The following is a 20,061-nucleotide window of genomic DNA, read 5'->3' on the forward strand; positions in this document are numbered from 1 at the left end:
GAGATGCACCGTATGAGCCGCACTTCCCCCCACACGCACCAAGAGAGCGGCGCGGTGAGCCGCCGCGGTCTGCTCAAGACCGCCGGCGGCCTCACCGCGGCCCTCGCCCTCGGCGCCACCGCCACCGCCACCACGGCGGACGCGGCCCCGGCGACCTTCACCCACCCCGGCATGCTGCACAACTGGGGCGACATCAACCGGGCCAAGGTCCGGGTCGCCGCGGGCGACAACCCCTGGCTGTCCGGCTGGAACAAACTGACCGCCAACTCCCACTCACAGTCCACTTGGACCGCCAGACCGCAGTCCGTCGTCTACCGGGGAACGGGCTACCCCGAGAATTACCAGCTCCTCTACAACGACATCGCCGCCGCCTACCAGAATGCCCTGCGCTGGCAGATCGCCGGCACCGCCGCGAACGGCGACTGCGCCGTGCGCATCCTCAACGCCTGGTCGAACACGCTCACGTCCATCCAGGGCACCGCCGACCGGTACCTGGCCGCGGGTATCTACGGCTGGCAGTTCGCCAACGCCGCCGAACTCATGCGCGGCTACGCCGGGTTCGACCTGAACAAGTTCAAGCAGATGATGCTGAACGTGTTCTACCCGATGAACAACAGCTTCCTGACCAACCACAACGACGCCTGCATCACCAACTACTGGGCGAACTGGGATCTGTGCAACATGGCCTCGGTCATGGCCATCGGGATCCTGTGCGACGACGGCGCCAAGTACGACCAGGCCGTCAACTACTTCAAGAGTGGCGGAGGCAACGGCCAGATCCAGCGGGCGGTGCCGTTCCTGTACCCGGGCGTCGAGGGCTACGACCTCGGCCAGTGGCAGGAGTCCGGCCGCGACCAGGGCCACACCATGATGGGCATGGGCCAGATGGGCGCGGTCTGCGAAATGGCCTGGAACCAGGGCGACGACCTGTACTCCTACGACGGCCGCCGCTTCATGAAGGCCGCCCAGTACGTCGCCAAGTACAACCTGAACATGAACGTGCCCTTCACCACCTACACCTGGGGCAGCGGCCAGAACTGCTCCCAGCAGTCGCAGACGGTGATCAGCTCCACCAGCCGTGGCCAGGTCCGCCCGGTGTGGGCGATGCTCCACTACCACTACGGGCGGCGCCTGCTCCTCGACGACAAGTACATCGCCCAGATGTGCTTCTCGGTCGCCCCCGAGGGCGGGGGAGGGGACTACGGCACCACCAGCGGCGGCTTCGACCAGCTCGGGTTCGGCACGCTGATGTACGCCAAATAGCGGTCAAGCCGGCTCGTGCACCGGAATACCGGTGGACCATGGGGTGCTCTGGTAGCACCGGTGCACGAGCGCGGCGAAGGGCTGGTGGGCGTATGACGGCAGTCCGGACGGACCCCGTGGTCAGGAGCCCGTACGGGGCCGTACGCGGCAGGTACGAGCAGGGAGTCGCGGTCTTCCGCGGCATCCCGTACGCGGCGCCCCCCTTCGGCCCCCGCCGCTTCCGCCCGCCCGTTCCCCTCCCGCCCTGGGACGGCGTCCGCGACGCCGTCGCCTTCGGCCCCACCCCGCCGAAACCCCCGTACTCCGAGGCCTTCGCGCACTACCTGTCCGACCCGGTCGTGCCGGGCGACGACTGCCTCAACCTCAACATCTGGACCCCGCAACCCGACCCCGGGGCCCGGCTCCCCGTCCTCGTCTGGCTGCACGGCGGCGCCCTGACCAGGGGCTCGTCCGCCGTCCCCGTCTACGACGGCCACGCCTTCGCCCGCGACGGCGTGGTGTGCGTCTCGATCAACTACCGACTGGGCGTGGAGGGCTACGGCCTGTTCCCGGACACGCCTCCGAACCCGGGCCTGCGCGACCAGATCGCCGCCCTGACCTGGGTGCACGAGGCCATCGAGGCCTTCGGCGGCGACCCCGGCCGCATCACCCTCGGCGGCCAGTCCGCCGGGGCGATCAGTATCGGCGCCCTCATCGCCGCCCCGCAGACCCAGGGGCTGGTCCGGCGGGCGGTCCTCCAGAGCGGGCCGCCCGAGGCGTCCGAGCGGGCCAAGGTACGGCGGATGGTGCGCCGTATGGCCTCCCGGCTGAAGATCCCCGCCACCGCCGAGGCCTTCGCCGCCGTCGACCGCGACCTGCTGCTGAACACCCAGGCCGAGGTGGGCAAGCTCAGCAGCCCGGTGGTCGGCGGCCCCGCCTTCGGCATCGTCATCGACGGCGACACGGTCCCTCGCGACCCCCTGGAGGCCCTCACCGAGGGCGGCGCCGCCCCGGGCGTCGAGCTGATGATGGGCTGGACCCGCGACGAGTACCGGCTGTGGCTGGTCCCGGGCGGCCTCCTGGACCGCGTCGACCGCCTCGGGGCCGTCGCCTTCGCGGGAGCCATGGCCCGCTGCCACTGCGGCAGCGAGGTCCCACGCGGCTACCGCGCCCTGCACCCCGAGGCGGGCACGGCGGAAATCGTCGGCCAGCTCGTCACCGACCATCTCCTCCGCATCCCCCTGCACCACCTGGCCGACGCCCGTACGGAACCGTCGTACGTCTACGAGTTCGCCTGGCCCTCGAACCTCCCCGACCTCGGCTCCTGCCACGCGCTGGAACTCGGCTTCGTCTTCGACACCGGGGAGGTCCCGGAGTCCCGGAAACTGGCGGGGGAGGGCGCGCCGCAGGAGCTGGCCGACGCGATGCACACGGCGTGGGTGCGGTTCGCGACGGACGGCGACCCGGGCTGGGAACGCTGGAACGCGGCCCACCCGGTGCGCGTCTTCGGGGACCGCGCACCGGACGCCGAGAACGGCCTGGCCTACACGGCGTACGGCCCCCGGGACCGCGAACTCGCCCTCTGGGCGACCGACGCGACCGACGCGACCGACGCGACCGACGCGATCGACGCGGCCGACGCCGCTGTCACGCCTGAGGAATCCACACCCGTACGACGGCTCCGCCGCACCGGCGCACTCCGCCGGCACTGACGATGCTCACGCCGACGGGGCGCATGTTCCGCTGAGCGTGGACAGGAAGGCGGTCCAGGTGGCGGGGGTGATGGTGAGGTGGGGGGTGGAGGGGGTCTTGCTGTCGCGTATGTGGACGGCGGTGGGGTGGGTTGATACCTCGACGCAGTTGCCGCCCTCGTCGCCGCTGTAGCTGGACTTGAACCACTCAGGTGCGGTGCCGCTCATGCCTCTCCCAGAAGACGGTCCAGCAGGTCCCTCGTGTCCTCGGGGGTGAGGGCCTGTGACCGCAGCATCGCACACTTCTGCGTGAGGATCGCCACCTCATCAGGGTCGGCGATGAGCTGGCTGCCGCGCTGGTTCTCCGTGTAGGCAAGCCGCTGGTGTTCGGGCGTCTCCAGCAGGACAAACGGACCGTTGAGGCCCGCGTGACTGGTTCGATTCATCGGCAGGACCTGGAACATGAGGCCCGGCAGTTCCGAGCACGCGCGCAGGTGCCGCAGTTGCTCGGCCCAGACCTCCCTGCCGCCGATGGGCGCTCGTAAGACCGGCTCCCAGACCACGAAGCAGGTGACGGGCGGGTTCTTGCCGTGCAGGATCCCCTGGCGTTCGATGCGCGCCGCCACCAACTGGGCGATCGTGTCCTCGTCGTAGAACGGCACGCGACTGCGGAACACCGCCCACGCATACGCCTCCGTCTGGAGAAGACCCGGCAGCACCTGGTTCTCGTAGGACGAGATCGAGATGGCCTCGCGCTCCCGGTCGAGGAACTCCTCCGCCCACAACGGGATGAGATCCACCTCCGGCATCTCCGACAGGGCAGCCACCAACGCCCCCTTGGTGTCCAGGAGTTGGTCCAACTGCTCCGCGAGATCCATCTTCAGGGGCCGTCTGCCCTGCTCGATGGACGCGATCTGCTGCTCGCCGACGACGAAGATCTCCCCGAGGGACTTCTGCGTGTACCCGGCCGCCTCCCGGAAGAGGGCGAGCAACGCACCCACCATCTTCATCGCCGAGGCGTTCCTGCGTGACCGTCGTGACCGTGTCGTGGTGCTCATGGCGGCGAACTCCCCACCCGCGCGCGTACTTGCACTGTTCCGCGCACGTACAACGTGGCTGTACGGGTGCGCGTTCTGTTCCATGATGGCCACGGAGTGTGACTGTCGTCCCGTGAACGACGAAACTCCACTCCTGTGCCAACTCCCGTCAGCGCGCGAGCGGTTCTACCGCCGGGAGCGCCAGTCCGTTCCGGCCGCACGCGCGTTCGCGTATGACGCGCTCATGGACTGGGGCGGGTGCGAGCGCGCGGAGGACGTGCTGCTGTGCGTGAGCGAACTGGCGACGAACGCGCTGGTGCACGGCGTGCCGCCCGGCCGTGGATTCCTGCTGAGGCTGGTGCCGTACGGCGAGGCCGGTGGCGTACGGGTCGAGGTGCACGACAGTGGCGACGGCGTGCCGGTGCCGCCCCAGCAGGACGTCCAGGAGCCCGGCGAGGGCGGGCGGGGCCTGTTGCTGGTGTCGGAGCTGGCGGACAAGTGGGGCGTGGGGGCGAGGTGTCCCGGAAAGATCGTGTGGTGCGAGTTCGAAGGACCATTTCGGGAGGGGCCCAGGATCGAAGCGGTCAACGAATACAACGCCAAAGCCGCACAGGAGCACCGGAGCGCCTTCAAGGACAAGGACCTGCCGCCGCGGCTGGACGTGAACGACATGAACACCACGTGTGCGCCATGACGAAGAGGAGAGAGGTCATGAAACGCATCACCCGGACCGCGCTTGCCGTCGCCGCCGTTCTGTCGCTCGGCTTCGGCGCCGTAGCCTTCGAAGACGACTCCTCCCAGGCGACGGAGACGAGGGCGAAGGAAAAGGGCTACGACAAACTGGTGGCGAACCAGCCGACAGGTGGATCAAGACCTGGGGGAAGGCCAGCTCGAAGGGCAAACTCATTCCCGCTCCCGGAAATGGACGGCACCTACAGCGACGGGGCCGGGACGTGCAACACCTACTACGACTTCGACGCCACCACGGGTGCCTACCTGGAGTTCACCCTCGGCATGAACCAGAGCTTTGGATCCCTGAGCGGGGCTCGGCCACTGGAACATCGCGACCAACGCCCACTGGACGAAGGACGTCATGGGTTACCGAGGCACATCCCCCCGTCTCCCGGCGGAAGCCTGCTCGACCGCGCTGCTCTCCCTCGCCGGCTCAGCGCGGACCAGTCGGCGGCTGACGAGGAAGTCCCAGACCTGCTGGGCGACGGAGGGCGGCAGGGCGGAGGCGGCGAACTCCGCCTCCGGCAGGGCACGCGGCACGGTGAACAGCTGGAGCAGGGCGATCAGGCCGTCCGGGATGAAGTACAGCCGGCCGTCGACCCGCCGGAAGGCGAACCGGCCCGGCTGGTCGGAGTCGCCGCGGCCGGTCCAGTAGTAGTACGTGTACTCCTGCACCACCTCGCGCTCCGGGCGGCGGATCACCGTGCCGTTGATGACGTAGCGCGCTTCGCGATCCGGCTGCGCCGAGCCCACGACCTTCATGATGTCCGCGCCGTACCGCTCCTGGTAGAGGTACGTGTGCGCGCAATCGGTGCCGCCCACCCACGGGCGGCCGAGATTGTTGCCCGTCAGGGTCGCCTTGGCCTCCTCCACCGCGACCAGCTCGCGCTCGCTCAACCCGCCGTCGACCTCGTCGTAGTCCAACGCCCGGGCGATATCGTGATCGGGGTACGGCATCACGTCACGCAGCCCGAACTCTTCGGGCCGCTTGGCCACGATCGCCCCGGCGGTGAGCATGAACGTGCCCAGACCGCCGAACGTCCACTTGTCGCGGTGCTCACGCAGGAAGTTGACCGACTCCATGGCTTCGTCGGCGGTCTCCGTCGGGAAGCCGGTGAACCCCATCATCTGCACACCGATCCCCGCCTGCGTCATGGCGTCGATCGTCTGCGACACCTGGGCGAGCGTGGTGCCCTTGTCGATCAGATCCAGGATGCGCTGGTTCGCGGATTCGAAGCCCACCGAGACCGAGACGCAACCACTGCGCCGTAACGTACGGCACCGCTCGGTCGACCAGTACTTCTCCAGGCGGATCTCCGCTCCCCACCGGAAGTCCAACTCTGACTCGATCACCCGCTCCGCGAATTTCAGAATGGTCGCCGGTGCAAGTACGTCCACCGAGAAATAGATGAACTTGGCGAACTTGGATATCTCCGCGACATCGGCGACCATCTTGTTGACCGGGTCCTGCCGCCACGGGCTGGTCGGACTGTCCTCGTTGAGGCCGTAGTCGCAGAACGTGCACTTGTTCCAGTAACAGCCTCGGGTGGGCGAGTAGTACACGAACGGCTCGGGGCTCAGGTATTTGTCCCACGGCAGCGTCGAGTAGTCCGGGGTCGGCAGGCCGGCGAGCTGTTCGTATGTGAACACCGGCAGTGCCCTGCCGACCCCGTGCCTCGGGTGCAGGCGGATGTTGGGATGGCCGCTCGGCAAGCGGCCCGCGTCGAGTGAGTCGAGGATCTCCACGTACGCGCTCTCGCCCTCACCCACCACGAGCGCGTCGAACACGTCGAAGATCTGGAACACGCTGCGCTTGTCCACCGCGTACTTGTTGACGTCGGCGACCTCGGTGCCGCCCGCCATCAGGAACACGTCCGGCAGTGCCTGGCGGATGAGCCGCGCCAGCCACAACGCGAACGGCAGTTGAGAGACGAAGGTGATGTTGATGCCGATGACATCGTGGCGGCCGGCGACCAGACGGGGCACGAGGACGTCGGAGTAGTACGGGGTGAACGCGTTGCTCAGCCGGGCGAGCATCGCCTCGTCCGTGAGATCCCGGACCGAGGAAACGTTGAACCTGTCGTAGGGCTGGAATTCGAATCCGTTGTGGAACTGTCCGGGCAGCCCTGCCGAGCCCAGGGTGTTCATCCAGCCGGTGATGGTCTCCACCGCGTGCTGGTACTGGGAGTAGTCGTAGAACCGCTCGGGATCCTGAAGCACCCGGACGGCCTCGGCGGTCTGCTCGGGTGACACCTGCCCGGCACGCAGCCGCATCGCGGCAACCGCCGTGGGCGACATCCGGTCGTCGAACGCGGAGGCGGCTGATGCCTGCTGGACCAGCCAGTTGTGGGGCAGGTCGGTGTATGAGTGATGGAACGCCTCGATGTTGGCGTCAATGACCGCGGCCGCGGCCTGCCCGCGCGCCCGGGCGTAGGAGTCCAGGTAGCACAGCGAGTGGTAACCGCAGGTCGGATCGGTCAGCGGTGGATAGATCAGGACCGGGCGCATGTGTTCTCCTGGGCGATATCCCTGCCGTCGAGCCGTTGGCGACGGCATCCTCGTCAAACCGATCGGGCTTCCACTCGCTCCTTGATGGTGCGGACGGCCGATTCCAGCTCGTCCGCGTCGAACCGGAGCGCATGGGCGAGCACCGTCCCACGGCCCTGCACCCGGACCGGAGTCTCCGGTTCCAGGGCCACCGCCAGCATGGTGCCGCTCATTCCCGGCACGGCCACGACGCCGTCCTTGACGGAAACCATCCCCTTGGCCTTCTCCCCCTGGTAGGAGTCGTGGGTCTCGCGCCGTACGGATCGCACGGCTGCGACATCGACGGAGACCGCCGCCAGGTGGCCGGTGCGGATCACCAGGTGTTTGCCGTCGATGTAGTGGGGGCGGGTGTGCACGCCCGCGTAGACGCCGAACAGCCACAGGACGCCGTAGATCCCGAGGACGAGCAGCCCGGCGCGCAGCCAGGGCCAGGGCACGAGCAGCTCGACGAGGAAGATCTCCAACGGCCCCATGAACATCATCAGCAGAAGGAATATCTTCTGGTTCGCCCCGTAGCGGATCACGGTGGCGTCCGCCGGGACGTCCTTGCGTCCGCGGACGAGCAGGGCGATCGACATGACTCCGCCCAGCTCATGGCGGATCAGCGTGAGCACGGGACGAGGCAGTACCGTGCCTGCCGCCTCGAGGAACGCGTCCCACCGGGGCACACCACTCCGGCGCAGTCGCCGGTAGACCACCCGGGCGGTCACGGCGAGGCCGAGCGCCAGTACTCCGGTCAGGATCTCGACCCCGGTCGCGATGAGCACGGCGTCACCCAGATCGAGCACTCCGGTCGCTACCAAGGTCAATTGGACAGCGATCACGGTGAACGTCACCCATTTGAGGACGCGCACCATTCTGCCGCGCTCGGAGTTGGCCGATGCTTTTAACCGCCGTTGAACAGATCCCATACGTTCCCTACCGATGCGCGCGGATGATGGCCTGCTACTCACTGTTCATATTTTCCTCGGCCGATACGATCCAGTCCCGCTCCACGACCAACCAACTGTCCCCCGCCAGACTCCGTTCGAAATAGGCATAGGGCAGTGCGCCGTAACCCCGCTCGCCCCATTCCTCGCCCCAGCTGTTGCGGACCCGGAAGTGACGTCCGGTGTCGTCGAAACCCACCAGCAGCGTGATGTGCATGCCCAGCGAGCGCTCTCCCTCCCCGGGCAGCGGGATGGCACCGGTCCGGAAGGAGGAGAACTGTGAGGTGTACAAGGGGAACTCACACGCCACCGGGAGCCCCGCACGCATCGCGGCACGCAACGTACCAAGGTACCGCTCTGGCGTGAGCTCCTCCTTGCGGATCCGCCAGGAGACCACGTCCGAGGTGCAGTGCGCTGCCGGACGGAGGCCGGTCTCCGGGTCGGTGTCCACGGTCTCGGCGGTCCACGGCCATGACGCCTCATCCGGCAGTCCGAACCGCCGCCAGGCGGCGATGCTGGAGTCGATGTGCGCGCCACGCCGATCGGGTTGCCCCATCAGACGGCGTGCCATCCGGTAGTTGAACAGGATCGAGGGCTCGATTTCCGCCTGCCGGGCCCGCCGGGCGAAGTAGGAGGCGAGCGCCGTGACCACGGCAGCGGTGCAGAGCGGCACCATTCCCTGGTTGATCACCGGTGGGAACCACTCGTCCAGGACCACACGGCCGGCGGGGCCGTCCCGCTCCTGGGGCCATGGTGGTGTGATGCCGGTGCCCTGCCAGTGGAACGTGACGGGGTCGCGGTCCAGGTCCCCCAGCCGCTCAGCCGCCGCTGACACGCTCGGCCGTCCGTTCGTCGTGGACCACTCGCATGACCGTGGCCAACCGCTGATCGCGCATGAGGACCGCCTCCCGGAAGGCGCGGAGGGCGTCCGGGGCGAAGTCCGCTTCCGGGCGTCGCTCCGGCAGGAAGTGGCGGTACCGGTCCTCGCCCCGGACGAGCAGCGCGCTGTCCGGCCCGTGCACCGGGCGGACCGACGGGGCCAGGTAGTCCACAGCGAAGCAGATCCGCTCCTCGGCCACGGCGCTCGGGCCGCTGCTGTGCACCGTCGTCGGCTGGTGGAGCGACGCCTGGCCCGCCTCGATCTCCACCGCGACCACGTCGTCCTCGTGTACGTCGTAGTCCGCCTGCTCACCCTGCATGAGGCCCGCGAGTGTGCGGTCGGCGAAGTCGTGCCGGAGGAGACCGGACCTGTGCGACCGGCGGCAGTACAGCATCGTGCCGTTGTCCCGGCTGGTCCTTGTCAGCGCGAGCCAGACGCGCACCGCGCTGCCCTCGGCTCCCTCCCAGCCGAAGTACGGCGCGTCCTGGTGCCAGGCCAGTCTGCTGCCGCTGTGCCCCTCGCGTACGAACAGGTTCGTCGACCAGACCAGGAGATCCGGCCCGATGAGGCTGGACGCGAGGTCCAGCAGTCGCGGGTGGTGGACGAGCCCGTCCGCCCAGCGCGCGACCAAGTGGATCTTGGGGTAGTTCCAGCGGCGCTTCAGCAGGCCACCTGCCTGGTCGGTCACCGTGCGGTAGGTCCGGTAGGCGGTCACGGCCTCCGCGACCTGGGACGGCGTCAGCACGTCGACGGGCATCAGATAGCCCTGCCGGTGAAAGAAGCTGATCTGCTCCGGACTAAGCGGGCAGGGCGACTCCGCCACGGTGCACCCCCACGGCTCGCTCGACGGTCTGCTGCCGGTTGCCCGTCAGGTAGTCCCGCATGGCGCGGAGGAGCAACCGGGCGTCATCGGCTTTGGTGTCGGGTGCGGTGGTGGCGAAGTAGCGGGCCAGGGCCGCGTGCTCGTCGTCGGGCACGGCACCTCGGATGGCGTGCAGGGCCGCACGTGCGGACCGCTGCGGGAAGTAGAGACTCGTCGCCGCGTGCAGGAATGCCTCGGCGGTTGCCGAGCCCACGACGGCGGACTCCAGCGCGGCGGCGACGGCGAAACGCAGGTTGACCATCGGCTCGGAGATGGGCGCCCCGGTCTCCTCGTCAAAGGCGATGGCGACCTCGTCGTCGGCGTCCACCTCTTCCGTGCGGTAGGCCTCGAAGATCTTGCCGACGCCCACCATGCCCCAGTGGTGGCATTCGGCCGCCCGCAGCGCGCCCATGCTGGAGGAGCCGAAGACCTTGACGCCCCGGTCGACGACATCGAGCACCTCCTTCGGCGAGACGCACAGCGTCGAGAGGAACTTGCCGTCGACGATGCCGATGGCCTTCGGCAGTTCGGGCCTCTTCAGCAATTCCGCCAGGTCGCCCCGGGCGATCGGAGGCAGGTACTCCGCGTCCAGTTCCTCGACGGCGGCCGCGAGGGGAAGGCTCGGCCCCAGGTACACAACAGCGTTCATCGGTGGTCTCCTCATCCCGCGTTCGTCGTGGCGAGGGCACGGTGCCGCGCCGAGATGTCCTGCACGGCCTGCTTCCAGGCCGCCCTCGCGCGGTCACCCAGCTTGCAGTGGTCCACCGCCCATGACTCGAGGCCGGGAACGATCACCCGCACGACGCTGACGGGGATGTGGGGTGGCGAGAAGTCGACCACGATCGCCCGCTTGATCCCGGCACGGCTCAACCGGGCCAGCATCAGCCGGACGTCGTCCATCACGTCGTCGTGCCGGTACGTGGTGAGGTCCGCGGCGTCGAGCACCTTGTCCATCGGATTCCAGATCCAGGCGCCCTTGTCGAAGGTCGACGAGCGGCGCACGTGATACATGTGCTTGGGCACGTCGGTGCCCGGCAGGGATATGTCCTCCCGCATCGCCTGGATGTCGACCACCCGGCCCTGTGCGCATTCGGTGATGGCACGGATGATCGCCACCTCGGCGTCCGGGTGGGTGCCGAACCCGCCGTGCCCCTGCGACACCGTGGGGCCCATGTCCTCGGCCGTGGCGGCCATGAAGCTCGGGATGCCGAGGTCGCTGTTGAGCTGGATCACCCGCATCTCCAGACGAGCGGCGTGGATCTTGGCGATGAGCGACTGAGCCCGCGCCGGCAGCGAACTGACGGAGACGTGCGGGTTGAGCTCCCGCAGGAAGCCGGTGATCTCACGCGACTGCGCGGGCACCGAGGACAGCCCCTTCTCCAGCACCTGACAGAGCTGGCTGCTGAGCACCTCGCTGATGGTGATCGCGTCCCTCTCGATCACCTCGCACAGCGCGTGGCAGATCGCCTCCTCGAGCGTGTTGCCCGAGGCCAGGCCGTTCGTCGTGGTGATCTTGTAGCAGGGCGCCTCGTGGAACTTCGGTGAGTAACAGGCGCCGTCCTGCGGGACGAGCACCTCCTCCTCGTTCAGCAGGTCGTACCCGAGGGTCCACGAGATCGGCAGGTCGTCGGCGTAGTAGGGGGCCAGCTCGAAGACGTACTCGCCGGGGTGCATCACGGACCTGCCCTGCGCGATCAGCTCGTCGTACGTCGCGATCGCGTCGGGGCGCCTCGGCAGCCAGGCGGAGAACCGCTCAATGCCCTCCATCACCGCCGAGGTCTTGGCGTCGATCGCGGTCAGCCCCTTGCCGTTGTAGACCGAGATGATGTCGTTGGAGCGCGGCGAGATGGCGTTGTACACGGGGATCCCGATCCGGTCCAGCCCGGTGATGTCGGCGACCCGTGTGATGCCCGCGCGCAGCAGGTGCGGCTTGACCCGAGCGTAGGTCTGCGCGCTCGTCACCTCCCGGTGGACGCCGACGCCGTTCGCCTTGGGCGCACTGGTACGAAGCTTCACCGCGTCTCCTCCCCGTCCAGCACGATGCTGGCGCGGCCGTCGCCCTCGTAGTGGTAGGTCAGTGTCAGTTGGTCTCCCGGCTTCACCGTGCGTCCGTTCGCGAAGGCCCATCCCGCGGTGAACCAGTGGCTCCGGTCGCCGCCGTCCCACGGTGCGGTGGACAGGTAGGTGGTGGGGCCGATCCGGCCCTTGAAGAAGACGATGGCTGCGTTCACCACCCCGGGCTGCGAAACGGGCACGGTCACGGTGTTCGCGAACTTCCGGACGTCGGTGTGCAGGTCGAGGTTGTACAGCGGTACGGGCTCTGACATCCGTTTCCAGTGCTGCACCTTCTCCGGGCGCTCGTAGAAGCCCGCGACCCGCTTGTTGTCCTCCTCCAGCATCGGGGAGAAGTCCATCCCGAACCTGTCCTGCCAGCGTTCGATGTGCTCGGGGAGGACTCGGTGGCGCGCCCGCATGTCCTCCGGCATACACGCGAGGTAGACATAGCTTTCGAAGGACTCGGGGATGAGCCTGGCATCCGGTGCCAGGAGCCGCCTGCGGGCGTCCTGGACGTTCTCCCAGATCACCATGTCGAGGCAGTCGTTTCCGACGATGTCGGTGGTCAGCACGGTGGCCCGTTCCGGCAGTTCCGTCGTCGTCGACCAACCGCGGATCATCGTCACCTTGTCGGCGTAGCCGTTGTGCGCGATGACCTTGGCGGCGAGGTCACCGGAGCGGGCGGGTTCGAGGGCGTAGACGTGCCGGGCGCCGGCGCGAGCGGCGGCGAGCGCGAGGATCCCGGAGCCGGTACCGAGGTCGAGGACGACGTCGTCAGGGGTGACGGTCTCCTCGATCGCCTTGATGAAGAGCCCCTTGCGCAGCGGGTCCTCCAGGATGGCGATGTTCAGGTAGGCCAGACCGTATCCCCCGATGGGGAACATCAGGTCGGTGTAACCCTCCGGGGCCTCAGTGGTGAGGACACCCGCGTTGACCATCGCGGTCAGCGTGCCGATCAGTTCCTCGACGGCGCGGTGGCCGGTGAGTCTCGGCCGCAGTCGCTGGACCCCCTCGGCCAGCGTGCGGGGCTCGTAGAACACGTCGAGCAGCGATATCGCGTGATGTCCGAACTCGAAGATCCGCCGATCGTGGTGGATGCGCACCTGATGGGCACTGTCCACCTCGACGAGGAGTTCGGGAGCGCGACGGAGCACGGTACTGGCACCTACGGTCACGTCAATCCCCCATGTTCTCTGCGTTGTTGCCTGACTGGCCCTGTGGTGCGCCCTCCGCGGCACGCACCAGTGCTCGCAGCAGAGCGGGCCGGTAGTCCCCCATGGAGCCCGGTTCCGTCGCCTCACCCGCGACGGCCAGGCCCTCTTCGGGTTCCACGACGGTGAACCCGTCCTCGCGCAGCTGCCGGACGTTTCGGCGCACAGCCGGTTTCGCCCATGTCGTGGCGTTGGTCGACGGGACCACGATCACCGGGCAGGACAGGGCCATGATCGTCGACGTCGCCAGGTTGTCCGCGATGCCGTTGGCCAGCTTGCCGACGAGGCCGGCCGTGGCGGGCAACACGATGGCGACCTGGGCCCAGTCCGCCAGTGACACATGTGAACGCGCTTGCGCGGGCAGGTCGTCCCAGTCGACGTAGACCTCGCACCCGGCGACCCGCTTGATCGAGTCAACGGTGACCAGCCGGGTGGCCATCGGGGTCAGGACGACCCGGATCCGCCGCAGCCGGAGCCGGTCCTTGAGCCACAGCAGGATGTGCGGCAGGCCCAGCACCGCGACGGAGCAGGAGCCGAACACCATGAGCTGGACCCCGCTGAGGTCCTGTCGCGTCTCGCTCATCAGCCTCCGTCCTCGATGAGGTCCACCAGATCCCGCCACCGCCCGGTGACCCTGGCCACCACCTGTTCGAGCTGGTCCGCCGAGCCGGTCCGGACGGCGGCCTGCGCGTAGTGCTCCAGCAGCCGGTCCGCGACCAGGGCAGGGAGCCGGTCCGATCCGGGGCCCTCCCCGGCACTGGCGTAGCCGGTGAGGAAGGCGCGGACGAGCGCCGGGAACCGGCCGCCACCGGTGCCCACGGCGGCCGACTCGACGAGTTCGGCGAGGAAGAAGGCGATATCCCGGTCGGGATCTCCCACCCCGGCCTCCCGCCAGCCCTGCACCACGGGACGGGCCAGCGGCACCACCAGACCGGACGAGAACCGGCCGTGCACCACGCTGTCCGGACGGGGCTGCACGCCTGCCGAGGCGGCGGCCGACGCGAGCACCCCGCCGCCGAACCCGGCCAGACCGGCACGCGCGGCATCCACCCTGTCCGTGCAGGCGGAGCCCGGGGGCAGCCAGGCCGCGTGGCCGCGGACGGGCAGGGACTCCGCTTCGGCGGCGGGTGCGGAGTGCATGCGGCCGAGAAAGGTCCCGAGGTCTTCACACGCGCTCGCCCAGTGGTCGGCGCCCGCATCGGGAGGGGCGCCGAAGAGGGCGTCGCACAGCAGGGAGGGCGTGGGCATCACGGGCCAGGCCGCCAGGTCAGGCCGGACCAGTTCGGGCAGCGCCGCCACCGCCTCGCCAGAGGTGGGAATCAGATCGGCCAGCTGCCGCATCTGGGTGGTGTCCAGGTAGTCGCCCGGCGCCACCGCCTGCTCGAACCACCGGTACCCGGCCCCGGAGCGCACGCAGCGGCGCGTCACGAACGGGCCGTCCATCGACCGCTCGGTGGCCGCCGTCGCGGCACCGGCCGTCATCGCGGGACCTCGAGCAATGGCCGGGGTGCCTCGTAGGGCCGTTCGACCGACAGGCCCTCCTGGCGGAACCGGTCGGCGATCGCCTCGACCCGGCCGTCGAGGTCGGTGACCCCTCGGGCGTGGGCGTCGGCGAGACCTTCCGCCACTAGGGCGCAGCGGTTCTCCCCGAAGCTCACCGTGCGTCCGCGCAGCTGCGGTTCCACCGCGAAGGAGATGCCGGGCAGCAACGGTTTGACGAAGCAGGGCCGGTCGTCGCGGAGCCTGTCCGCGAGTTGGGCGTGCATCTCCGGTACCACGGCCTGGTGTCCGAGCCAGTCGGACTCGCGCAGGTACAGCACACCGGCATCGCGCCGGACGTAGGCGGTCGGGTCGTTGGCCATCTTGAAGCTGAAGGGGATCCGCCGGTGGTTCACGGCCGTCGTCACGACGCGCATGACCTCCGGGGCCGCCTCCGGCCCGGCCGGCGTGAAGTAGATCCGGACCATCGTGGACTCGTCGGACTTGTGCGGCGGTCCCTCGTCCCCCACGGCCATGTACCAGCCGAGCACCGCGTAGCGTCGGCACGGCGGAAGGACCACCGAGACCGTGGTGCCGACCTCGACCGGATCGTCGTGAACCAGTTCCTCGGCAGCCGCGAGCACCGAGATGCCGTCCTTCTCGACCAGCCAGCCACCGTCCCTGGCCTCGCGGACACGCCACCCCGGCACGCGGTAGCCGGTGCCGGTGTTCGCCGCGTGGAGAAGCTCGGTGAACGCGTAGTCCTCGTGGTCCACCAGCGCCGCGACCGCCCGGCCACCCCCGACCAGCAGACGGGCGGCGGCGTCGTCTCCCGCGTAGTAGGTCAGGTAGATCAGGCGGGAGAGGTAGGAGACCACCGGGTAGTCGGGTCTCGCCTCCATGTCCCTCGGCGGGGTGAGCCTGCCGAACCGGGGGTGCCAGAACGTGCGCTCGTCGAGGATGACCACCTCGTCGGCGATCCGTCGGACGACGTCGAGGTACTCCGTCATTTCATGATCACCTTCAGTGTCGGGTCGGTGATGAGCCGCTTGCCGTACAGCAGGCACAGGTGGCCGACCTGGGTGAGCATGCCTAGTTGTTGCAGGCGCATCGCGGCCTGGAGCAGCAGGGAGACTCCGGCGTAGCGCAGGACGCGCAGTTCCATGTCCGAGGTGATCCCCGAGAGCGTGCGATAGGCGCTCAGGAAGGTGCGGGCGTTGCGTCGCGCCGTGCTGAGAGCCTCGGTGTCACCGTGTCTGCGCACCGATTCGACCAGGAACTGGCCGACCAGATAGCCGACGTCGTAGCACGGGTCCCCGAACCCGGCGAGCTCCCAGTCGATCAGACGCACGACACAGTCCGCGCCGGGCTCGCGGGGGAACAGGATGTTGTCGTCCCTGAGGTCGTAGTGGACGATCGTGTCCGGCCGCCACTGCTCGTGGAGTTCACGGAAGTGCGCTTCCAGCTCCTGCATGACCCGCAGGTAGATGTCGAAGTCGAGCCCCGCTCCGTGGGCGTACTCATAGGGCGTCAGCTGGGTGGACATGGGCACGGGGGGATGGAGCAGCCACTCCGGGAACTTGCGGTAGGCGTCCTGGACCGGCGCCTGGTGCAGGTCCACCAAGGCGGCGGCCAGGTTCACCAGGTGGCGGACATCGACTTCCGGGTCGCGCTGCGTCAGTTCACGCAGGCTGTCGCAGTCCTTGACCACGTCCAGAGCGATCGCGCGCGTACCGCTGCCGCAGGCGACCAGCCGGGGTACCGCCTGCCTGGCCCTCGGCGAAAGCTCCAGGTCCTCGAGCATGCCCAGCACGACGCGCTCGTAGTCGTTGTCCAGTTCCGTGTCGGTGTCGGGGAACTTCACCAGGCAGGCCGATCCGTCGGCGAGCTCCACCATCAGTACGACCCGCCGTGAGGCGCACCGCTCCACTCGGACCACCCGGTCCTCCGTGAGCCCCAGCATGGCCAGCGCCGTGCGGTCGGGCTGGAACTCCTCCATGACGTTTCCGGCCTGACGTGGCGCGGGGCGCCGACCCGGGCGCGGGGTGAAAAACCCCAGCGCCCGGGCGCGCAGAAGCTCGAGTGCTCCTGTACTTTCTGTCATGACCGCTGATATCAGCAGTGAGTCGCAGGCGTGACGACGACGGAGACGAAGGTGCCCTGGACACCCTCGTCCGGGTTCATCCCCACCTGCTCCTCGAGGAACTTCTGAAGCTCCTCGGAGGAAACCCCGGCCAGCTCGCTGAACGACGCGTCGATCGAGTCGACCGTGGTCGCCGAGTTCGCTTCATCGGCCTTGATCTGATCGATGAGTTCTTCGATATTTGGGGTTGGCGCGGTCATTCGATTCCTCCCCATCAGTTTTGCAACCCAGGGTGGGCTGCCAAAAAGCATCCTTGCACGGCCGCGCATGGCGAACGCATTGCCTGCGAATGAGCAACGGAATCAGGAAGCGGATTTCACTGTTCAGAAAAGGCGAGCACCCGCTGTGGATCACCCTATTCGCGCTACGCGAAAACTGGGCAAAGAAGATCGTTTGAACCTCAGACAGAATCGTCGTCGCGATGCAGGACAGCCCTGTGCAACTGTTGCAGCACAGCACCCGGTCGCACCCCGAGATTGCGGTCGAGTAGCCGCCAGCACTCCTGATAGGCGTTCAGGGCCGAGCCGATGTCACCAGTTCGGTAGTACGCGCGCATCAAATGGGCCCAGAGCCCTTCCCTCAGCGGGTGCTCGGCGAGCAGGGCTCGGATCTCCGGAATCAGGAGCCGGTGCTCCCCGAGGCGGAACTGGAGCGACAGCAGATCCTCCTGTGCCACCAGCCGGAGCGCGTTGAGGGCGTCGAGCTGCCTTCGCAGGACGTCCGCGACCGCGAGATCCGTGTGGCCGGCGTCGCCCCGCCACAGGCTCAGTGCGAGTCGCAGCGTCGCCGCGGCGTTGGCCAGCGCGCCTGCCGTGGTCTCCTCACCCGCGTGCCGCACCAGGCGCACGAAGACGTCGGCGTCCAGTTCCATGGGATCCACGCGCAGGCGATAGGACCCGCCGTCCGACGGTCCTCCGCGCTTGACCGACGACAGCCGCACCACCCCTGGGTCGGCGAAGTCGAGCGCTTTGCGCACTCGGGCGACGTAGGACCGGATGTTCGGCCGCGCGGATTCGGGAGGGACGTCCCACAGCAGGTTCCCTAACTGCGTCTGGGTCACGAACAGGTTGGCTCGCAGCAGTAAAGCGGCGAGTGCGCCCCGGACCTTGTTCTCCGAGAGCAGCTGCTCAACAGCCTCGTTGCGGTTCGGATCAAAACTCCAGACGACTACCGGACCGAGGAGGCCGAACTTCAGCGCCGACGACTGATCTGACCACACCCCCGGGCGCGTTGTCAGGTCGCCTGCTGCTTCGCGCGTCCGCGCTGATGGCAGGGCTATGCCCGGTTGACTCACGTGACTTCCCCCGGTCGTCATGGTCATCATGCCGACGGGCTCCGCAGCGGAAACGGAGCACCGTTGAAAAGCTAGCCGGCCACCCCCCCTGGGTGGCCGGGCAGTGTCAACCCGCCTCAGCCGGAGCGCTGTTGTCCCACTGAAGCTACAGTCCGCGACATTCACACCATGTAACACCGGCCACTCCGTGATCGCCACCCGTTGAATCGGACAAATGCGTTGGCCATGCGCCGCAATCCGACGCTTGAACGGCGTCGACACCGTTCGCCGTGCTTGTTTACTGACTTCGGCGTATTGGCCTCGATCTTTCCTGACGGTTTGCCGGCGGAGTCGGCAGACCGTTTCCCGTTCGGTGGTGCGATCTGGACGGATCTTCAGCCAGACCCTGTTCTGCGCGGTGCCGTGCAGGGGCAGGTGGTTCCGCGGGGCGGTCTCGCGGGCAGCCGGGACGCGGTCCGGCCTGAGCAGACCGGTCACCGCAGCCCCCACCTCAGGGTCGAGGCCCGGGGGCCGGGGCCCTTCACAGAACCGGTCGCATCAGCATCGGCACGTCGACCAACTTCCATACCCGTCGGCGCACTTGGGATCGACACCGCGGATCGCGTTCAGAGCGTCCTGGCCGCCCGCTGCGAGCGTGTCGCTCAGCCGGGAGACTGTCGGATCCAAGGCCATCGGCCCGAACACGGCCGGCTCGGCCCGCAGCATGCCGATGCCGGCCAGGCAGCCATACCGGAGCCCGGTCAATTGCCTCGACGCGAGGCTCCCGGCTTCAGGCCGGAAGCCGTCCCACCGAGTCGCGTACGACCACGTGCGTGCCCAGCAGCAGATGTTCGTCGGGCGCGCCCGGCGTGCGTTCCAGGGCCGTGCGGACGGCGAGGCGGCCGAGTTCCTCGTAGGGGACGTGGACCGTCGTCAGGGCGGGGTGCAGGTCGCGGGCGAAGGGGATGTCGTCGTAGCCGGCGAGGGAGACGTCGCCGGGGACGGTCAGGCCCGCCTCGTGCAGCGCGGTGAGGGCGCCCGCCGCGACCATGTCGGTGGCGGCCACGACGGCCGTGAAGTCGAGGTTCTCCTTGAGCGCTTGCTGCACGAGGCGGTGGCCCGCGTCGCGGGTGAAGTCGCCGTGCAGGAGGAGGGACGGGTCGGGGGTGAGGCCCCGGGCCCGGTGGGCCGCGAGATAGCCCCGCTCGCGGCCCAGGGCCGTGGTGTGGTCCGCCCGGCCGCCGAGGAACAGCACCCGGCGGTGGCCCTGGGCGAGGACGTGGGCGACCAGGGTGTAGGCGCCGCCCTCGTTGTCATACTCGATGACCGTCACCGGGGCGCCGGGGTCCAGTGGTGGTCTGCCGCAGAGGACCAGGCGGGAACCGGCCGAGGCGAGGGAGTCGGCCATGCGGTGGGTGCGTTCGCGGTACTCGGGGGTGTCGGCGGTGCCGCCGACCAGGATCACGGCGGCGGCGCGCTGGGCGCGCATCATCTCGACGAACTCCAGCTCGTGCTGGACGTCGCCCTCCGTGCTGCACACCAGGCAGAGGTGGCCGAGGCGGGTCGCCTCGCGTTCGACGCCGTGTGCCATGTGCGCGAACGACGGGCCGGTGATGTCCTCCAGCACGAACGCGAGCGTGGGCGTGCCGACGCCCGCGATCGCCTTCGCCCGCGCGTCCGCGACGTAGTCCAGATCACGGACCGCCCGCATGACGCGCCCACGTGTCGCCGCGCTCGCCGGGTACACACCGCCGAGCACTCGGGACACCGTCGACGCCGAGACCCCCGCGCGGGCCGCCACGTCCCGGATGGTGCTGCGGCTCGCGTCCCCGCTCTTCCTCGTCATGCCTGCCTCGTCTCTCCCGGGCGCCGGTCCGCACCCACCCCGCGGGAACTGCGGCAACGCCATGGCAACCGGTTCCCAGGACGGAGGCTAGCAGTGGGGAGGGGAGGGGGAGGAGGGTTGTGCGCGGACTGGTG

18 protein-coding genes and 2 pseudogenes are annotated in these 20,061 nt (G+C 68.7%); 3 read left to right on the forward strand and 17 right to left on the reverse strand.

The features are described 5' to 3' along the window. Positions 1-12: 12 nt before the first annotated feature. Both ACZ6TU_RS14705 and ACZ6TU_RS14710 read left to right on the forward strand, forming a co-directional pair. Positions 13-1,263, forward strand: a complete 1,251-nt coding sequence (locus tag ACZ6TU_RS14705; protein ID WP_469548533.1) for an alginate lyase family protein — start codon at positions 13-15, stop codon at positions 1,261-1,263. A gap of 92 nt (positions 1,264-1,355) precedes the next feature. Beyond that, positions 1,356-2,954, forward strand: a complete 1,599-nt coding sequence (locus ACZ6TU_RS14710) for a carboxylesterase/lipase family protein (RefSeq protein WP_469548536.1) — start codon at positions 1,356-1,358, stop codon at positions 2,952-2,954. A 6-nt stretch (positions 2,955-2,960) separates the two neighbouring features. Here the strand turns inward: ACZ6TU_RS14710 and ACZ6TU_RS14715 are convergent, their stop codons facing one another. Beyond that, on the reverse strand, positions 2,961-3,161 hold the full coding sequence (locus ACZ6TU_RS14715) for a DUF397 domain-containing protein (RefSeq protein ID WP_467669533.1): 201 nt from the start codon (positions 3,159-3,161) through the stop codon (positions 2,961-2,963). After that, the gene (locus ACZ6TU_RS14720) at positions 3,158-3,991 is read right to left on the reverse strand and encodes a helix-turn-helix domain-containing protein (protein ID WP_469548539.1); all 834 of its coding nucleotides are present in this window, start codon (positions 3,989-3,991) and stop codon (positions 3,158-3,160) included. Before ACZ6TU_RS14720 ends, ACZ6TU_RS14715 begins: the two co-directional genes overlap by 4 nt. Positions 3,992-4,076: 85 nt before the next feature. Between ACZ6TU_RS14720 and ACZ6TU_RS14725 the strand changes: the two are divergent. Next, positions 4,077-4,517 (forward strand): annotated as a pseudogene (locus ACZ6TU_RS14725) (ATP-binding protein); the annotation flags it as partial. A 551-nt stretch (positions 4,518-5,068) separates the two neighbouring features. Here the strand turns inward: ACZ6TU_RS14725 and ACZ6TU_RS14730 are convergent. The 15 genes and pseudogenes from ACZ6TU_RS14730 to ACZ6TU_RS14800 form a co-directional block, all read right to left on the reverse strand. After that, positions 5,069-7,210 carry a B12-binding domain-containing radical SAM protein gene (locus ACZ6TU_RS14730; protein WP_469548541.1) on the reverse strand — a complete coding sequence of 714 codons (2,142 nt, stop codon included), beginning with the start codon at positions 7,208-7,210 and terminating at the stop codon, positions 5,069-5,071. Between the two features lie 53 nt (positions 7,211-7,263). Further along, positions 7,264-8,058: a hypothetical protein gene (locus ACZ6TU_RS14735; RefSeq protein ID WP_467669539.1), complete on the reverse strand. Its 795-nt coding sequence runs from the start codon at positions 8,056-8,058 to the stop codon at positions 7,264-7,266. Between the two features lie 136 nt (positions 8,059-8,194). Further along, positions 8,195-9,013, reverse strand: coding sequence for a C1 family peptidase (locus tag ACZ6TU_RS14740; protein WP_469548545.1), 819 nt, complete (start codon positions 9,011-9,013; stop codon positions 8,195-8,197). Beyond that, entirely contained in the window at positions 8,997-9,881 is an 885-nt protein-coding gene (locus tag ACZ6TU_RS14745) for a phytanoyl-CoA dioxygenase family protein (protein WP_469548547.1), read from the reverse strand. The genes ACZ6TU_RS14740 and ACZ6TU_RS14745 overlap by 17 nt, the downstream gene beginning before the upstream one ends. Continuing rightward, positions 9,856-10,569 (reverse strand): TfuA-like protein, encoded by a 714-nt coding sequence (locus ACZ6TU_RS14750; RefSeq protein WP_467669545.1) that lies wholly within the window; start codon positions 10,567-10,569, stop codon positions 9,856-9,858. Before ACZ6TU_RS14750 ends, ACZ6TU_RS14745 begins: the two co-directional genes overlap by 26 nt. Before the next feature lie 11 nt (positions 10,570-10,580). Then, positions 10,581-11,936: a YcaO-like family protein gene (locus ACZ6TU_RS14755; protein WP_469548550.1), complete on the reverse strand. Its 1,356-nt coding sequence runs from the start codon at positions 11,934-11,936 to the stop codon at positions 10,581-10,583. Continuing rightward, complete coding sequence (locus ACZ6TU_RS14760; protein WP_469548552.1) at positions 11,933-13,129, reverse strand: 50S ribosomal protein L11 methyltransferase; 1,197 nt, start codon at positions 13,127-13,129, stop codon at positions 11,933-11,935. Before ACZ6TU_RS14760 ends, ACZ6TU_RS14755 begins: the two co-directional genes overlap by 4 nt. A 22-nt stretch (positions 13,130-13,151) precedes the next feature. Next, positions 13,152-13,769 carry a flavoprotein gene (locus ACZ6TU_RS14765; protein ID WP_467669551.1) on the reverse strand — a complete coding sequence of 206 codons (618 nt, stop codon included), beginning with the start codon at positions 13,767-13,769 and terminating at the stop codon, positions 13,152-13,154. Further along, entirely contained in the window at positions 13,769-14,668 is a 900-nt protein-coding gene (locus ACZ6TU_RS14770) for a phosphotransferase family protein (RefSeq protein WP_467669553.1), read from the reverse strand. Before ACZ6TU_RS14770 ends, ACZ6TU_RS14765 begins: the two co-directional genes overlap by 1 nt. Continuing rightward, complete coding sequence (locus tag ACZ6TU_RS14775) at positions 14,665-15,675, reverse strand: T3SS effector HopA1 family protein (RefSeq protein ID WP_467669555.1); 1,011 nt, start codon at positions 15,673-15,675, stop codon at positions 14,665-14,667. Before ACZ6TU_RS14775 ends, ACZ6TU_RS14770 begins: the two co-directional genes overlap by 4 nt. Beyond that, on the reverse strand, positions 15,672-16,664 hold the full coding sequence (locus ACZ6TU_RS14780) for a phosphotransferase family protein (protein WP_467669557.1): 993 nt from the start codon (positions 16,662-16,664) through the stop codon (positions 15,672-15,674). Before ACZ6TU_RS14780 ends, ACZ6TU_RS14775 begins: the two co-directional genes overlap by 4 nt. Before the next feature lie 116 nt (positions 16,665-16,780). Beyond that, the gene (gene tvaA, locus ACZ6TU_RS14785) at positions 16,781-17,008 is read right to left on the reverse strand and encodes a thioviridamide family RiPP peptide (RefSeq protein WP_467669559.1); all 228 of its coding nucleotides are present in this window, start codon (positions 17,006-17,008) and stop codon (positions 16,781-16,783) included. 200 nt (positions 17,009-17,208) lie between these two features. Further along, positions 17,209-18,132, reverse strand: a complete 924-nt coding sequence (locus ACZ6TU_RS14790) for an AfsR/SARP family transcriptional regulator (protein ID WP_469549188.1) — start codon at positions 18,130-18,132, stop codon at positions 17,209-17,211. A gap of 526 nt (positions 18,133-18,658) precedes the next feature. Beyond that, positions 18,659-18,825 (reverse strand): annotated as a pseudogene (locus tag ACZ6TU_RS14795) (IS1380 family transposase); the annotation flags it as partial. A gap of 46 nt (positions 18,826-18,871) precedes the next feature. Continuing rightward, positions 18,872-19,927 (reverse strand): LacI family DNA-binding transcriptional regulator, encoded by a 1,056-nt coding sequence (locus ACZ6TU_RS14800; RefSeq protein WP_469548555.1) that lies wholly within the window; start codon positions 19,925-19,927, stop codon positions 18,872-18,874. Between the last annotated feature and the right edge of the window lie 134 nt (positions 19,928-20,061).

The sequence above is a fragment of the Streptomyces sp. NPDC052064 genome (assembly GCF_055585925.1).

Excerpts from the sequence above, each read along its gene's own strand:
- ACZ6TU_RS14720 (WP_469548539.1), bottom strand. The coding sequence starts at position 3,991 with ATGAGCACCACGACACGGTCACGACGGTCACGCAGGAACGCCTCGGCG.
- ACZ6TU_RS14730 (WP_469548541.1), bottom strand. The coding sequence starts at position 7,210 with ATGCGCCCGGTCCTGATCTATCCACCGCTGACCGATCCGACCTGCGGT.
- ACZ6TU_RS14750 (WP_467669545.1), bottom strand. The coding sequence starts at position 10,569 with ATGAACGCTGTTGTGTACCTGGGGCCGAGCCTTCCCCTCGCGGCCGCC.
- ACZ6TU_RS14765 (WP_467669551.1), bottom strand. The coding sequence starts at position 13,769 with ATGAGCGAGACGCGACAGGACCTCAGCGGGGTCCAGCTCATGGTGTTC.
- ACZ6TU_RS14775 (WP_467669555.1), bottom strand. The coding sequence starts at position 15,675 with ATGACGGAGTACCTCGACGTCGTCCGACGGATCGCCGACGAGGTGGTC.
- ACZ6TU_RS14715 (WP_467669533.1), bottom strand. The coding sequence starts at position 3,161 with ATGAGCGGCACCGCACCTGAGTGGTTCAAGTCCAGCTACAGCGGCGAC.
- ACZ6TU_RS14790 (WP_469549188.1), bottom strand. The coding sequence starts at position 18,132 with ATGATGACCATGACGACCGGGGGAAGTCACGTGAGTCAACCGGGCATA.
- ACZ6TU_RS14705 (WP_469548533.1), top strand. The coding sequence starts at position 13 with ATGAGCCGCACTTCCCCCCACACGCACCAAGAGAGCGGCGCGGTGAGC.
- ACZ6TU_RS14770 (WP_467669553.1), bottom strand. The coding sequence starts at position 14,668 with ATGACGGCCGGTGCCGCGACGGCGGCCACCGAGCGGTCGATGGACGGC.
- ACZ6TU_RS14710 (WP_469548536.1), top strand. The coding sequence starts at position 1,356 with ATGACGGCAGTCCGGACGGACCCCGTGGTCAGGAGCCCGTACGGGGCC.
- ACZ6TU_RS14800 (WP_469548555.1), bottom strand. The coding sequence starts at position 19,927 with ATGACGAGGAAGAGCGGGGACGCGAGCCGCAGCACCATCCGGGACGTG.
- tvaA (WP_467669559.1), bottom strand. The coding sequence starts at position 17,008 with ATGACCGCGCCAACCCCAAATATCGAAGAACTCATCGATCAGATCAAG.
- ACZ6TU_RS14780 (WP_467669557.1), bottom strand. The coding sequence starts at position 16,664 with ATGGAGGAGTTCCAGCCCGACCGCACGGCGCTGGCCATGCTGGGGCTC.